Annotated in this window: 16 protein-coding genes; 8 read left to right on the plus strand and 8 right to left on the minus strand. The window is 55.6% G+C overall.

All coding sequences use genetic code 11. The features are described from left to right. The first annotated feature begins 100 nt into the window (after positions 1–100). Both ACWKXN_RS12095 and yjiA read left to right on the plus strand, forming a co-directional pair. Positions 101–304 (plus strand): YbdD/YjiX family protein, encoded by a 204-nt coding sequence (locus ACWKXN_RS12095; protein ID WP_003856610.1) that lies wholly within the window; start codon positions 101–103, stop codon positions 302–304. Positions 305–314: 10 nt separating this feature from the next. Continuing rightward, the gene (gene yjiA / locus ACWKXN_RS12100; RefSeq protein ID WP_039262268.1) at positions 315–1,268 is read left to right on the plus strand and encodes a GTPase; all 954 of its coding nucleotides are present in this window, start codon (positions 315–317) and stop codon (positions 1,266–1,268) included. Positions 1,269–1,697: 429 nt separating this feature from the next. Here the strand turns inward: yjiA and ACWKXN_RS12105 are convergent, their stop codons facing one another. Continuing rightward, positions 1,698–3,056, minus strand: coding sequence for an esterase-like activity of phytase family protein (locus ACWKXN_RS12105; protein ID WP_454543827.1), 1,359 nt, complete (start codon positions 3,054–3,056; stop codon positions 1,698–1,700). Positions 3,057–3,467: 411 nt separating this feature from the next. Here ACWKXN_RS12105 and ACWKXN_RS12110 point away from each other — a divergent pair, with 411 nt between their 5' ends. Together ACWKXN_RS12110 and ACWKXN_RS12115 are read left to right on the plus strand one after the other, a co-directional pair. Next, on the plus strand, positions 3,468–4,013 hold the full coding sequence (locus tag ACWKXN_RS12110) for a YfaZ family outer membrane protein (RefSeq protein WP_454543828.1): 546 nt from the start codon (positions 3,468–3,470) through the stop codon (positions 4,011–4,013). Then, positions 4,013–4,333 (plus strand): hypothetical protein, encoded by a 321-nt coding sequence (locus ACWKXN_RS12115; RefSeq protein WP_039262264.1) that lies wholly within the window; start codon positions 4,013–4,015, stop codon positions 4,331–4,333. The genes ACWKXN_RS12110 and ACWKXN_RS12115 overlap by 1 nt, the downstream gene beginning before the upstream one ends. 45 nt (positions 4,334–4,378) lie before the next feature. Here ACWKXN_RS12115 and ACWKXN_RS12120 read toward each other — a convergent pair whose 3' ends face one another. Continuing rightward, the gene (locus tag ACWKXN_RS12120; protein WP_454543829.1) at positions 4,379–5,749 is read right to left on the minus strand and encodes an NAD-dependent succinate-semialdehyde dehydrogenase; all 1,371 of its coding nucleotides are present in this window, start codon (positions 5,747–5,749) and stop codon (positions 4,379–4,381) included. Between the two features lie 151 nt (positions 5,750–5,900). Here ACWKXN_RS12120 and ACWKXN_RS12125 point away from each other — a divergent pair, with 151 nt between their 5' ends. The 3 genes from ACWKXN_RS12125 (at position 5,901) to ACWKXN_RS12135 (ending at position 8,626) form a co-directional block, all read left to right on the plus strand. Continuing rightward, positions 5,901–6,644 carry an AraC family transcriptional regulator gene (locus ACWKXN_RS12125; RefSeq protein ID WP_454543830.1) on the plus strand — a complete coding sequence of 248 codons (744 nt, stop codon included), beginning with the start codon at positions 5,901–5,903 and terminating at the stop codon, positions 6,642–6,644. 47 nt (positions 6,645–6,691) lie between these two features. Continuing rightward, the gene (locus tag ACWKXN_RS12130) at positions 6,692–7,339 is read left to right on the plus strand and encodes a LysE family translocator (protein ID WP_454543831.1); all 648 of its coding nucleotides are present in this window, start codon (positions 6,692–6,694) and stop codon (positions 7,337–7,339) included. Positions 7,340–7,444: 105 nt separating this feature from the next. Continuing rightward, positions 7,445–8,626 (plus strand): restriction endonuclease, encoded by a 1,182-nt coding sequence (locus ACWKXN_RS12135; RefSeq protein ID WP_454543832.1) that lies wholly within the window; start codon positions 7,445–7,447, stop codon positions 8,624–8,626. Positions 8,627–8,677: 51 nt separating this feature from the next. Here the strand turns inward: ACWKXN_RS12135 and tssD are convergent, their stop codons facing one another. Genes tssD through ACWKXN_RS12150 form a run of 3 tightly spaced genes read right to left on the minus strand, consistent with a single transcriptional unit; the run spans position 8,678 to position 10,044 of the window. Further along, positions 8,678–9,169 (minus strand): type VI secretion system tube protein TssD, encoded by a 492-nt coding sequence (gene tssD / locus ACWKXN_RS12140; protein WP_454543833.1) that lies wholly within the window; start codon positions 9,167–9,169, stop codon positions 8,678–8,680. Further along, positions 9,170–9,682: a hypothetical protein gene (locus ACWKXN_RS12145; protein WP_182931483.1), complete on the minus strand. Its 513-nt coding sequence runs from the start codon at positions 9,680–9,682 to the stop codon at positions 9,170–9,172. Beyond that, entirely contained in the window at positions 9,682–10,044 is a 363-nt protein-coding gene (locus ACWKXN_RS12150; protein WP_454543834.1) for a tlde1 domain-containing protein, read from the minus strand. The genes ACWKXN_RS12145 and ACWKXN_RS12150 overlap by 1 nt, the downstream gene beginning before the upstream one ends. A gap of 245 nt (positions 10,045–10,289) precedes the next feature. On the opposite strand from ACWKXN_RS12150, the gene ACWKXN_RS12155 reads away from it, so the two are divergent. Then, entirely contained in the window at positions 10,290–11,561 is a 1,272-nt protein-coding gene (locus ACWKXN_RS12155; protein WP_454543835.1) for a DUF445 domain-containing protein, read from the plus strand. On the opposite strand, the gene ACWKXN_RS12160 is transcribed toward ACWKXN_RS12155, so the two are convergent. The 3 genes from ACWKXN_RS12160 to ACWKXN_RS12170 are packed head-to-tail and all read right to left on the minus strand — an operon-like array spanning position 11,558 to position 14,158. Further along, a complete protein-coding gene (locus ACWKXN_RS12160) occupies positions 11,558–12,634 on the minus strand; it encodes a DUF2955 domain-containing protein (protein WP_023310256.1) in 1,077 nt (358 codons plus the stop codon). The genes ACWKXN_RS12155 and ACWKXN_RS12160 overlap by 4 nt on opposite strands. After that, entirely contained in the window at positions 12,624–13,691 is a 1,068-nt protein-coding gene (locus ACWKXN_RS12165) for an HlyD family secretion protein (RefSeq protein WP_109846354.1), read from the minus strand. Before ACWKXN_RS12165 ends, ACWKXN_RS12160 begins: the two co-directional genes overlap by 11 nt. Further along, the gene (locus tag ACWKXN_RS12170; protein WP_033144545.1) at positions 13,688–14,158 is read right to left on the minus strand and encodes a MarR family winged helix-turn-helix transcriptional regulator; all 471 of its coding nucleotides are present in this window, start codon (positions 14,156–14,158) and stop codon (positions 13,688–13,690) included. Before ACWKXN_RS12170 ends, ACWKXN_RS12165 begins: the two co-directional genes overlap by 4 nt. Between the last annotated feature and the right edge of the window lie 37 nt (positions 14,159–14,195).

The raw sequence follows: 14,195 nt of genomic DNA on the forward strand, positions 1-14,195 counted from the left end.
TCCGCAATCCTCCCCCTCTCCCTTTAGGAGAGGGCTGGGGTGAGGGGAACATAAGCCCAGCGGACTCACATCGCCGGGCTTTTTCTGTCTGGAACCCACAATGTTTGGTAACTTAGGCGAAGCAAAAAAATACCTCGGTCAGGCGGCGAAAATGCTGATTGGCATTCCGGACTACGACAACTACGTTGAGCATATGAAGACCAACCATCCGGATAAGCCGTACATGACCTACACCGAATTCTTCCGCGAGCGTCAGGAAGCGCGCTACGGCGGAAGTGGAGAAGGCGGCGTTCGCTGCTGCTAAAGGAGAGACCATGACCCCGATTGCCGTTACCCTGCTGACCGGTTTCCTCGGCGCCGGTAAAACCACCCTGCTGCGCCACATCCTGAACGAACAGCACGGCTTCAAAATCGCCGTCATCGAAAACGAATTCGGCGAGGTCTCCGTTGACGATCAATTGATCGGCGATCGCGCCACCCAGATCAAAACCCTGACCAACGGCTGCATCTGCTGCACCCGCTCTAACGAATTAGAAGACGCCCTGCTGGATCTACTCGACAGCCGCGATCGCGGCGAGATCGACTTTGACCGCCTGGTGATCGAGTGCACCGGCATGGCCGACCCCGGCCCGATTATTCAGACCTTTTTCTCTCACGAAATCCTCTGCCAGCGCTACCTGCTGGACGGCGTGATTGCCCTGGTCGACGCGGTTCACGCCGACGAGCAGATGAACCAGTTCACCATCGCCCAGTCTCAGGTGGGCTACGCCGACCGCATCCTGCTGACCAAAACCGACGTGGCGGGCGAAAGCGAAAAACTGCGCGAGCGCCTGACGCGCATTAACTCCCGCGCGCCGGTTTACACGGTGACGCATGGCGACATCGATCTGTCTCAGCTGTTCAACACCAACGGCTTTATGCTGGAGGAGAACGTCACCGCAAAACCGCGCTTCCACTTTATGGGAGACAGGCAAAACGACGTGGCGTCGATAGTGGTGGAGCTGGACTACCCGGTGGACATCGGCGAGGTTTCGCGCGTGATGGAAAACCTGCTGCTGTCGTTTGCCGACAAGCTGCTGCGCTACAAAGGGATGCTGTGGATTGACGGCGAGCCGAACCGCCTGCTGTTCCAGGGCGTGCAGCGCCTGTACAGCGCAGACTGGGATCGCCCCTGGGGCGAGGAAGCACCGCACAGCGTGATGGTGTTTATCGGTATCCAACTCCCAGAAGAAGAGATTCGGGCGGCGTTTGCGGGTCTGAAGAAATAACAGCCATGCATCCCCTCTGCCCAGTAATTTATTAACCTGAAGCGATGAACGTTGCTTCAGGTTAATTAATGACTTACAGCGACGCCCTGGTCCGGCTGTAAATCGCCGAAGCGTTTCCGTAAGGCCGGGGCGAGGCGCAGGGATGCGCCGAGAGGGCGTGGCCTGCAGGGATGCAGGCTCATGCCCGACCCGATAGCCTGAAGGAATAAGCTGAGGGCACCGCGAAGCGGCGATTTACCGCCGGGAGCCCGGGTCGCCAGGGTGGTGGCGATTGAGCCACCCTGGCACGTTCACCGGTCATGCCGTTACAGAGTAGCAAGGAACATGAAGTGAACGGAATGACCACTAGAGCCGTATGTTCCCCCTCACCCCAGCCCTCTCCCTCAAGGGAGAGGGGGCGTCTGTGCAGGCATTATTTTGTGGGGATACTTATTTCACCGCCTCCGGCAGCGTCACAATCCACAGCTCGCTGTCCGACTCCGGCTTCTTCAGCGGCTTCACGCTGAGCGTGGTTTCCACCGGCTTATCATCCAGCGTCAGCTTGCCTTCCGCGTTCACCCGATAATCCTTGAGCTTCTTGCCCTCGACCGGGTTTTGCATCGCCACCTTTACGCCAAAGTCGTTATCGTTCGCTACCGCAAGCGTTTTGCTGTCGATCAGCGCCAGCCCTTCGGCCTTCTCCTGCTGCCAGCCCAGTGCGCGGAGATCGACGACCTGCGTTTTAGCCGCAAGGGTAATGCCGCGCTGCGCCAGGGTTTTCTCATCATCAAACTCCGGGTACTCGCCCGGCTTGTCGAAGGCGGAAAGGTCGCTCGCCTTGCTGAGATCCACCTTGTAAATCAGGTTACGCATCCCGTCGTTTTTATCGCTTCCCTGCTCAATCAGCAGGATGTGCTGGTTATCGAGCGCCACGATGTCGCCGATTTTGGCGTCGCTGTTTTTGCTGTAGGCCGCGCTGTCGATAGGGTAACCGTACATCGCCGTTTTCCCGGTCGCCGGGTCGAAGCTCACCAGACGCGTAAACAGCGCCTGCTTTTTGCTCTTGCCGTCAATATCCAGCGTGCTTTGCACGGCGGCGATAATCCGCCCGTCCGGCATCCGGGTCAGGCCTTCAAAGCCCCGGTTCGCCTGGCGCCATTTGATAATGTTTGGCAGGCCGCCCGCGATGGATTTCTCCCCTTCCGCGGCCTGCGGCCCGTGGATCGCCAGGATCTTCCCTTTGCTGTCGACGTTAATCAGGAACGGGCCATATTCGTCGCACAGCCAGTAGCCGCCTTTGCCGTCCGGGGTGATGCCTTCCGTGTCCAGCCCGCGGTTGTCGCCCTTCAGGATCTTGAGGGTGTCGCTGAACGCCACTTCATTGGTGGAGCCAATCACGCCGCTTTGCAGCGGCAGACCGTTAATCTCGCCTTTATCATCATGCAGCGGGCGGGCATCCGTTGCCTCTGCTTTGCCGTTCTGAACGCGGATGGTCATCAGCAGCGGCGCAAAATCTGGCGTGACAAATATTTTGGCTTCGTTTTTACCCATTTTTGGCGCATCGGCGTTTGGACCGCGATCGGTCACGGTCGCAAAGGTCAGGGCGTCGCCCTGCTTGCCCGTAAACAGCAGGCCGGAGCCAATGCCCACGGGGAGTCCGTTCGGAAAGGCGCTGGCAAACGCGCCGCTGTAGCTCACGTGGGAGCCTTCAGGGAAGCTGACGACATAGCGCTCAGCAGTAGGCTGCGCCGCCAGGCCAGAGAAAGAGAGCGCACAGCCGATTAGCAAAGGAATAATTTTTCTTTTCATATTGTTAGCATCCAGTTAGTGAAGCCAACAACGTAAAGAATAAACGTGTCAGAAAAATGACATGAAAAGGAAACCGACCTGCGCGATTGAACGTATATTCATCGCTCGAAATGTAAGGCTTTGTTGTTTTGTGTGACAGGCGAAACATTTTTGGAAATTATTAGAAACCCAATTAATTCATCTCAAATCACTATCCCCGCCTCGTTCAGTTTATGTTTAGTCAAAAAACTAAACGGTTCCTAAACGCTAAAAACATCCCCTGTTGACACCCCGACAATCAAACATCATTGCAACAACTTCAATAAAAAAGTTAACAATATCAGTATAAAACCGCGATTTATATCACATTTGCAGTCATTAACATCGCTTGTTAAGGTGCGCCCAGATGAATTTAATGACGAGGCAAAAAACATGAGAAAACTGAATATCCTTCTTCTTTCTGCTCTGGCTGCCGTATCGGGTTCCGCACTGGCGATGGGCGGCACCGTTGAGCAGGGTAAAAACTTTACCAACCTCAATCTGGAAATGGGGAAATCCTCATCCGGTGTTTATCTGGAAAGTAACTGGCTCAAAAACACCGACGACGGTACCCAGACCGGCGGCGTGGGCGCAGGCTACAACCTGGGTCTTGGCCCGGTGATGCTGAACGCGGGCGCAAAAGCCATCTACCTCGGCCCGAAAAAAGGCGATAACGGCGTGGCGTTCCCGATTGGCGGCGGCGTAAACGTTGCCCTGACCGACAGCATCCACGTGTACGGTGAAGGCTATGTCGCACCAGAAGGCCTGAACAACAGCGTGAAAAACTACGTCGAAGCCAACGGCGGCGTAAGCTGGACGCCAATTACGCCAGTGACCCTGAAAGTGGGCTACCGCCACGTGAGCGTGGACGGCAAAGACGGTCGTCCTGGCCACACGCTGATTGACGGCGCATATGTAGGCGGTGGAGTCACCTTCTGATGAAACACCGCATGACCGCGCTTTGCGTTCTGAGCCTCACGCTGATGCTCGCCGGCTGCGTCCAGTACAAATGGGTGAAACCGGGCGTCAGCGATGCGGAAATGAATAAAAAGCTCACGGAATGCGAAGCGCAGGCGCTGATCGATCTGCCCCCGGATAACGTCGTAACCGGATCCAGCTCGGAAAAAACGGACAAAAAGAACAAGAAAAAGGATATTTCCACGAGCTACACGGTTGAAGACGCGAATGAATATCGCCGGGATACGTTAGTTGACAGCTGCATGTTCAAAAGCGGCTGGGACAAGATCGAAGTGCAATAATCCCTTTAAAAAAACCTGCCGGCTGGCAGGTTTTTTTATGACCTCTTACTTATGCACCACCACCAGCTTCTGGTTCACAAACTCTTTGATCCCCATATCCGACAGCTCGCGCCCGTAGCCGGAGCGCTTCACGCCGCCGAACGGCAGCTCTGGCGCGGTATCGGTGAGCCAGTTGATGTACACCATCCCGGTCTCAATCCGCGACGCCATTTTCTTCGCGCGCTCGATATTCTGGCTGAATACCGCCCCGCCCAGGCCGTAGTGGGAGTCGTTCGCCAGCGCGACCGCCTCGTCGTCGTTTTTCACCACGTACATCTGCGCCACCGGGCCGAAAAACTCTTCGAAATACGCCGGGTTATCGCGGGAAATATTCGTCAGGATCGTCGGTTCGAAGAAACTCCCGTCGCGCTGCGCCGGTTTGCCGCCGTAGTGCAGCGTGGCGCCGTTTTTCACCGCCTCGTTAACCTGTCTGGTCAGCGTTTCGAGCGCATCTTTAGACGACAGCGGCCCCAGCGTGGTGCTTTCGTCCAGCGGATCGCCAATCTTCACCTGCTTAAACGCCTCGGTGAATTTGCTCAGGAAGGCCTCTGCAATCTTTTCATGCAGGATAAAGCGCTTCGCCGCGGTACAGACCTGCCCGGCGTTGTTGAGCCGCGCGTTAACGCCAATTTTCACGGCCTTCTCAAGGTCTGCGTCATCCAGGACCACGAACACGTCATTACCGCCCAGCTCCAGCGTAGATTTCTTGATGTGCTTCGCCGCCTGCGCCGCCACCACGCTGCCCGCCTTTTCGGAGCCGGTTAATGCGGCGCCCTGCACGCGATCGTCGGCAATGATGTTCGCCACCTGCTCGGACGAAATAAACAAGTTGGTCCATGCCCCTTCCGGTGCCCCCGCCTCGCGCACCAGATGGGCAAAGGTCTCGGCGCAGTGCGGCACGATGCTGGCATGCTTGGCGATGACGGGGTTACCCGCCGCCAGGTTCGGCGCCAGGACGCGCATCAGCTGGTAATACGGGAAGTTCCACGGCTCAACGGCCATCAGCACGCCGATGGGGTGATGCTCCACCCACGCTTCCCCGAGCTCAGAGTCGTACTTCACCGGGGCAAGGAACCGCTGCGCGTTGTCGGCGTAGTAGCGGGCGATGTGCGCGCACAGCTTCACCTCGCCGCGGCTCTGTTCGATGAGCTTACCCATCTCCTGGCTGGCGATTTTCGCAAGATCCTCCACGCGCTCGTCGATCAGATCGGCAAGCTTATAAAGCACCGGCAGGCGCTGGCTGATGTCGCCTTTCGCCCAGTCCGAATGATAAAGCGCATCGGCCGCGCTGAGCGCCGCTTCGATATCCGCGTCGGTATGTGAGGGGTATTCTTTGATGAGCTGGTTAGTGGCAGGATTTACTGTCTGATAAGCCATGTCGAATCTCCTTGTTTTACCGCTTAGGGTATTAAGGGTAGTCAACATGACTGGCTGTGGACGTAAAGTTGGGTATATCCGGAAGGTTCTTAATGAAGCGCTGCCGGACGGTTCGCTGACGTGGTATAAAAAACCTCCAGAAGGAGCGACCATGACCGATACCCGACATATCCGCCAGACTTTTCACCGCGCCTCAGGCCTTGAGCTGCGCAGCACCTGGCAGAGTACGCAGGCGTACAAACGCCACAGTCACCCTCAGCTCTCCATCGGCGCGATTGTGGAGGGCCAGACCCGCTGCGTGTGTCATGACAGAGAGTACATCCTTCATCCCGGGGACCTCATCACGATCCCGGCCGGTGCGCCGCACAGCTGTAACCCCGTCGCCGGGCAACCGCGCAGCTACCATATGCTCTACATCGACACCGAGCTTCCGCTGGCGCTACAGGTGATTCGTAGCCCAACCCTCTTTGCCCATTACCTGGACGTTGTCGAGACCCTGTCTCCGGCGTCCCTTGAGACGCTGCTTTCTTCCCTTCCCCGCGCCGCGGATAACGCTGACGCGCTTCGCGGAACCAGCCAGCAGATTCAGCAGGCGTTTCTTTCCGATCTCACCTGCCCGCCTTCCCTCGACGAGCTTGCCCAACGCTTCTCGCTGCGCAAGGAGACGCTGATCCGCACCTTCAGGCAGGACACCGGCCTGACGCCGGGCAGTTTTCTCAACATCTCCCGCGTGGAGTACGCCAAGGTGCGGCTGCGTGCCGGGGACGATATTGCCGACGTCGGCTACCAGAGCGGCTTTGCCGACCAGAGCCATTTTCATAAGACCTTCGTCAGCTATACCGCCGCCACGCCGCGCCAGTACGCCACCGGCCGATCAATATCAGACAATAAATAGGCTCTGCAGCGCCGTACTCTGACCGCAGATTGTTAACTGAGGTCGCTATGGAACTGTTCTTCCCTTCCGCTTTTCTCGCCCTGGCGCTGGCGCACTTTGTCGCCCTGCTAAGCCCGGGCCCGGATTTCTTCCTGCTGGTGGGCTACGCCGCGCGTTACCGGCTGCGCGGCAGCGCCGGACTGTGCCTCGGCATTGCCGCGGGTAACGCGCTCTATATTCTTCTGGTGATTATCGGCTGGAGCGCGCTGCGCCAGTTTACGTGGCTGTTTACGCTTATCGAGCTTTGTGGGGCGCTGTACCTGCTGTGGATCGGATTGCATCTGATTCGCAGCCGCCAGCAGGCGCTGACGCTGAACGAAACCCACCAGCGCTTCCCTTCGCTGCGCAAGCAGATCCTGCTGGGGCTCGGTTCGGCGCTGTTAAACCCGAAGAACGCGCTGTTCTATCTGGCGCTGATGACGGCGTTACTGGGGTCGGACGTCACGCTGCTTCAGCAATCGATCTGCGGCGTCTGGATGGTGGTGGTGGTGCTGGTGTGGGATCTGGCGCTGGTGTCGCTGATGGGGCTATCGGCGGTACAACAGAAGCTCAGCCGTTCGCTGTGGTGGATTGAGCGCACGGCGGGGGTGGTGCTGATGGGGTTTGGCGGATGGGTGCTGTGGCGATTGGTGGCAGATAGTGTTTTGCCTATATAGAAAACCTACAAGAACATTATTACCTTACAAAATAAGTGACTTAGCTATGTGTATTTATTCCCTGACGTGGCAAGCTAAAGCCAAAGCAATCGTTAAGGGAACAACGTGAAAAATTACAAAGTTATTACGCCACTTTTTCCAACCTATGCGCAGGTTCAGGCAATGATGAAAGCCGTCTCCGGCTATTCAGTGAATTCTGTACGTAACATGATCACTGCAATTCAGGAACAAACCGGCACGCCGCAAAACCCGGTTGACTGGTCCGAACCTGATATGTGGATCAACGAACGCCTCAAAGGTGAAGACGCTGAGATCGCGCTGCGGATCTGGAATCAGGATAATCACATCCTCAATCCGCGCCATAGTTACGGTAGCTATTTGTTTCTAAACTCTTCAGTCTTCGAACTGATGGAAACGACGCCGAAAGATACCTGGGTACCCACCGAGGGCGGGCAGCAATTTCTGAATAATGAAGATGCCACGTTACGCACGCTGGACGATAAAGAAGGGTTACTGCATCTTCTTGAACTGCTGGCTGGACGTGAAATGTCCCGTCGTGCTGATCTACTCCCGGAATGGCAGGCTTTTTTACACCAGCATTCAAAATTCGCTTCTACCAGCTCCATCAAAAGCACGCTCTACTCGCGCCTCTATAACCTGATCGATCGCGATAAGGTCGCCCGGGAAGGGATGAGCTACTACATCACCGATAAGGGCCGCGCATGGTTAGCGAATGCCTTACCGGCCCGCAAAGCCGACCCACGAAAAGAACTTCTGGACGCAGTGAAGCGTTACAACCAGCAGCAAAAAGAGCAGCTTCACGAACAAATAAGCACAATGAATCCCTACAAGTTTGAGCATCTGATTGGTCAACTTCTCGAGGCGATGGGTTATGAACAGGTGGAAGTGACCAAAGCGTCGGGCGATAAGGGTGTTGATGTCGTCGGCAGAGTACAGGTGGGCATTACCACCATCACGGAAGTGGTGCAGGTTAAGCGTATGCAGAGCAATATCACCCGCCCTGTTATCGACCAGTTACGTGGTGCGTTGCCTTATCACAGCGCGATCCGGGGCACACTCATCACCACGGGGCGTTTTGCCGGGAACTGTGAAAAAGCGGCTCTGCATCCCGGAGCTGCCCCTATTACCTTGATAGATGGTGACCGGCTGCTAGAACTGCTGATTGAGAATAATGTCGGCATCCGACGCAGCAATGCGGTCGAGCTGCTGGACGTGGATTTACAGCTTTTTGATGAGCTGGAAGAGGGATTAAAAGGCGAAATTTAACGTTATCGCGCTCTGTCTCCGGGAAACCGCCCGTATCCCGGAGACAGTTAATCAAGCCCCTAACCGATAATCCCAGTCATCCAAATGAATAACGTTACCGTCACGGTAATGCCAGGTAATCTTTTCATAACGAAGCAGAACAAGCTCAAGATGCCCCTGTTTTTCATGATAAGTCTCTTTCACGTCATGCATTAATGAAAACAGTGTGACGACTTTTACCGATTCCAGCGTTATCGTGAAATAGATTTCTTCCTGACCGGCATCATTGATTCTGTAAAGGTCGATAGTCGCTTTCCTGAGCGTACCGCCCGTGCTGAGCGCTTTATAGAGATAAACGCTGGAGGCATCAATTTCCTTTTCAATCAGAAAGGGGCGATGCTGGCGTTTGCTCAACACTCTGCCATTATGCAGGTCAGAATTATAGCTTACGTTATGGTAGAGCCCTAAAACCTCAATCTGGTTTTCACGGTCTTTAACTCTCACGCTCCCTTTTAAAATATTACCCGCATCGTCAGTTAATGACATATATCCCGGAATGGCCATTTAAATATCCTTATCGAATGGAACAGAGTGTTCAACGGTGGCGATCATGACGGCGAGACATCTTTTACCCTCAGGGCTTTTTATTTTAAACATCTCCCTGATGGAATCTACATAAAGCTTATTGCTCTCTGCTTCCGTCTCAGGGAAATTAGCAAAAGCGCAGACTTGTTCAATAGTGAGCAACGGTTTATCGTCTTTTAATATTGCTAAGACACCCTCAGGGTTATGCGGGATGGCTTCTGAAAGCGCCGCCTTTAAATCTTCAGCCGTACTGGCGTCTACTCCGGGTTCAAGGGCACTCGCCACCGCTAACCATGCTTGTGTTCCGCTCCTGATTTTCGGGATGACATGGTTCCACCATTCCGACTCACCGTTATCATTTGAGTTCATTTCACCAACAACAGTGCTGGCCCCCTTGTCGTTTATCATTTGTAAAATCTTTTCAGGCGTATGATTTTTGGCAAATAAGCCCATCGGCAAGGACAAAAAGAATAGCGCAATAATATATTTCATTATCGTACCACCAGTATTGTGTCACCAGAATCATAAATTATATGGCGCTTGTCCTGGCCGTTCATAATGATGCAACCTGCTGACGCAGTACCTGGCGGCAGCCCTTTTTTATCACCATGAATTTGAAAGTGATCTCTACCAAAGGTATTGGTTCCGGCTATAGGCTCATGAATTATGGCCTCTGCACTTTTATGATTATTCCATCCGGCAATAAAATAAATACCTCTGGGTATGGGGCCTCTGTTTCGTTGACTTTCACACTCGGGTTTATCTTTCGATTCACCAGCGCCGCTGTAGCAGCTAGCGACAAACTCACCGTTATGGCTCAATACTCCCGTCGATACTTTATATTCCCATGTCATTAATACCACCTCCTTTTACAAATAGTTCTTTATCTTATGACGGACAAGAAAATAGAAATTACCATGAAGGTCACAAAAACTTACTGTCGGGAATAAACAAGCACAAAAAATATATAAAAATTAATAATAGATAATTTTAATACATATATTTTTTAATATAATAGCGGTCTGTTCGCTCAAATTATGCATCCCCTCCTCTTACACCAGTTTTGCACTTTCGGTGAACTTCCCTCTATCCTTAACCCATGGAAAAAATAGCTGAACTCAAACGCGCCAAGCTGCTGGCGCTGTCGCTGCTGCTGATTGCCGCCGCGGCGTTTATCACCACCCTGTTCCTGCCGCAGACCTTCTGGGTGCGCGGCGTGAAGGCCATTGCCGAGGCGGCGATGGTCGGCGCGCTGGCAGACTGGTTTGCCGTGGTTGCGCTTTTCCGCCGGGTGCCCATTCCGTTTATCTCGCGCCATACGGCGATTATCCCGCGCAATAAAGACCGGATCGGCGACAATCTCGGCCAGTTTGTGCAGGAGAAGTTTCTTGATACCCAGTCGCTGGTGGCACTCATGCGCCGCTATGAACCTGCGCAGATGATCGGCGCCTGGTTCAGCAAACCGGACAACGCTCAGCGCGTCGGGCTGCACTTGATGCAGGTGATGAGCGGTTTTCTCGAACTCACCGACGACGGGCGTATTCAGCGGCTGCTCAAACGGGCGGTGCATAAGGCCATCGACAAGGTCGATTTCACCGAAACCAGCGCCGTGATGCTGGAGAGCATGACCAAAAACAACCGCCACCAGGTGCTGCTGGATGCGATCATCAATCGTCTGATTACCCTGATTCAGCGGGAGAGCACGCGGGACTTTATTGCCGATCAGATTGTCCACTGGCTGAAGACCGAACACCCGCGCAAAGCGATGGTGCTGCCCACCGAGTGGCTGGGCGATCAAAGCGCGGAGATGGTGTCGAACGCGGTGAACGCGCTGCTGGACGATATCAGCCACGACCGCACGCACCAGATCCGCCAGGCGTTCGACCGCGCCACGCTGAAGCTTATCGACAACCTGAAAAACGATCCGGAAATGGCGGCGAAAGCCGACAACATCAAGCACTACCTGAAAAACGATGAGGCGTTTAACCGCTATCTGGGAGAGATGTGGGCCGACCTGCGCCAGTGGCTGAAAGCGGATATGCAAAGCGAGGATTCGCGCGTGAAGCAGCGCATCGCCAACGCCGGGCTGTGGTTTGGCGAAACGCTGTCTAACGACGCCAGCCTGCGGGCGTCGCTGAACGAACATCTGGAGCAGGCCGCGCACCGCCTCGCGCCGGATTTCGCCGCGTTCCTGACGCGCCACATCAGCGACACGGTCAAAAGCTGGGACGCCAAAGACATGTCCCGACAGATTGAGCTCAATATCGGAAAAGACCTGCAGTTCATCCGCGTCAACGGCACGCTGGTCGGCGGGACGATAGGCCTGATCCTGTTTTTACTCTCGCAGCTGCCTGCCGTGCTGGGGCATTAATCTACTTTGGGCGGCGCGATGACGTAGCGCGTCGCCTCAAAGCGGTTGAGGATCAGGTGCACCAGGAAGACCATCGTCAGCGTTGCGACCAGCGAAAAGGTAACGGAGGTGATGCGGTAGAGATCGCTGAACACCAGGTCAGTGTCCGGGTGCATGTTCTGCCCGAACATAATGCCGATGGTCGTGATGCTGGAGAACCCCACGCCCGCGCCCACCTTTTCCATCACGTGCAGACGCGCGCCAAACGCCAGCCCGAGGCCAATCAGCGGCATCATCAGCAGCATATGGCTGCTGTGATCGTAGAGGATCAGCTGCACCACCAGAATATAGAGACAGCCCAGCACCACGCCGACCACGCGCCAGATCGAGCTCATCACCGAACCGCGGTAGTGCATGGGGAACAGAATTAAAATCCCCGCCATCAGCGCCGAAAGCGAATCGCTTAAGTCGCTGATCTGAAACACCACGAATATCAGCGTCGCGACGGTGCCGGAGAGCAGCGACTCGTGGCGCACGCGGGCATCGTCTTTCTCAATCAGCGGCGGCGGCCTGCGGGGCTCCACGTCCGGCAGGAGATAGTTCATCAGCGCGCTCAGGCACACCGCCATCACGCTCGCTTCGATGTTGGAAAACAGCAGCGTGTGCCAGCTGGTAGTGGGGTAGCTCATAAAGTTGAGCATCACGCTCTGGCACACCACGCCCATTGAGCCAAACAGGAACAGCGGCCCCTTGCTCATAAAGCGAAAACGCATCACGTACAGGGCGAACACCACCAGCGTCATAATGACCGGCCATTGCGACAGATAGCCGATGATGAAGATCATTTCGACGCAGTTTAGCGCGGCGCTGAAAATAAACTGCTTTGCCACGTGGCGGTTAAACACCGGCACCAGCGACAGCAGCATGATCGGATAGACCACGAAAAATACGCCGTAGCTGGTGTTGTAGAAGCTGGAGATGCTGAGCGCAATCATCCCGGCGAAGACGATGCGCAGGGTCTGGCGAAAGTCGTTTGCCGTATAGACGATGTTGCCGTGCGGGGTAAACACCCGGGCCAGGGTGCTAATAGACATAGTGAAGCAGGCTCACCAGGTGGATCTGCATCCCGGAGAAAAAGCGCGCAAACGGCCCTTCGCTGTTATAGAGCTGCACGGTCGCGCGGGCGCCGGTCGGCAGATGCTTCGGCAGCGCTTCATCCAGCGTCACGTGAATGCGCATGCGTTGGGCATCGCGCACCCAGCGGTTGGAGGTTTCCGGCTCGGACAGCTGGCCGTTCACGGCCTCCTGACCCGCCAGTATCCCCGCGTCGCTGCTGGTCACGTGGGCGCGGAAAACGTGCCCCGGGAAGGCGTCAAACACCACGGCGGCATCGGTGCCCTGATGGGTATGGCGCAGGCTCTTCTCGCGAAAATCGGCCACGATATCGGTCTGGTTGTTCACCAGCGCCAGCGCGGCGGAACCCGAGGAGGCGTAAAAGCCCGGACTTAACTGTAGGTTACTGACCGTGCCGTCCGCCTGGGCGTAGACCTTCGTCCAGCCGAGGTTAAGCTCTGCCTCATCCAGCGCGTTACGGTATTTTTGCAGCGTCACGTTGCGGTGCTCGTCCCGCTCGCCGCGCTGAATGCGCAGGTTATGGATATTGGCCTGGATAGAGCTGACGGACTGCTCGCTGCTCTGCCAGGTGGTGCGAACCTTATCCAGATCCGCCTGCGAGACGTTCTGCAGGGTGCTCAGCTTCTGGTAGCGATCGAAGGTCACTTTGTCGTTACGCGCGGTCAGCACGGCGGTTTTCAGGCTGGCCTGCGCGGCAGCGATCTGCGCATCCAGCTGGTCGTTGGAAAGGCGTGCCTGCTCAAGCGCGATTTGCGCCGCTTCCACTTTATTGCGAAACGGCGTGTCGTCGAGCTCAAACAGCAGATCGCCTTTTTTCACCTGGCTGTTGTTGTGGACATGTACCGCCGCCACGTAGCCGGAGACGCGCGGAGAAACCGGCGTCACCACGCGCATCACGGTGGAGTCCGGCGTCAGCGGGATCCAGATATCCGCGACGATAAAGTAGACAAACATCAGCAGGAAAGAGGCAATACTCACCCTTACCCAGCGGGCAAACTTTTGTTCAGGGGTCATTATTTTTCGGTCTTGTTATCTTCTTCGCGGATTGTCCGCAAATTGCAGGCGAATTGATTCAGGGTGGCGCTGAAAATGTCGATATGTTCCGGCGCGATGTTTTGCGATACGCGCGCCTGATAGGTCTCAATCACCTGAGTGAGCCTTTTTAATATGGCTTTTCCCTCAGGCGTCAGCGTCAGAAGCCGGATGCGCTTGTCATAAGGCGATACGGAGCGCAGCAGGTAACCCTGCTTTTCCAGCTGTGTCAGGGTGCGCATCAGCGGCGGCAGTTCAATGCCCTGCACCTCCGCCAGCTCACTCACGGAGACGTTATCCCCGAGCTGATGAAGCTGCATCATCACCGTCCAGCTCGACTGGGTTAACCCGGTATCGAGAATGGCGTCGTCGATGACGGCACGCCACTGGCGCACGATCATCGCCATCCGCATGCCCATCGGCCTGCGGCTAAACAGTTCTTCTTCGCTCATGGGGAAACCTCTCGTCACACGCGGTAACGATAATAGT

This window comes from Enterobacter sp. UPMP2060, assembly GCF_053709655.1.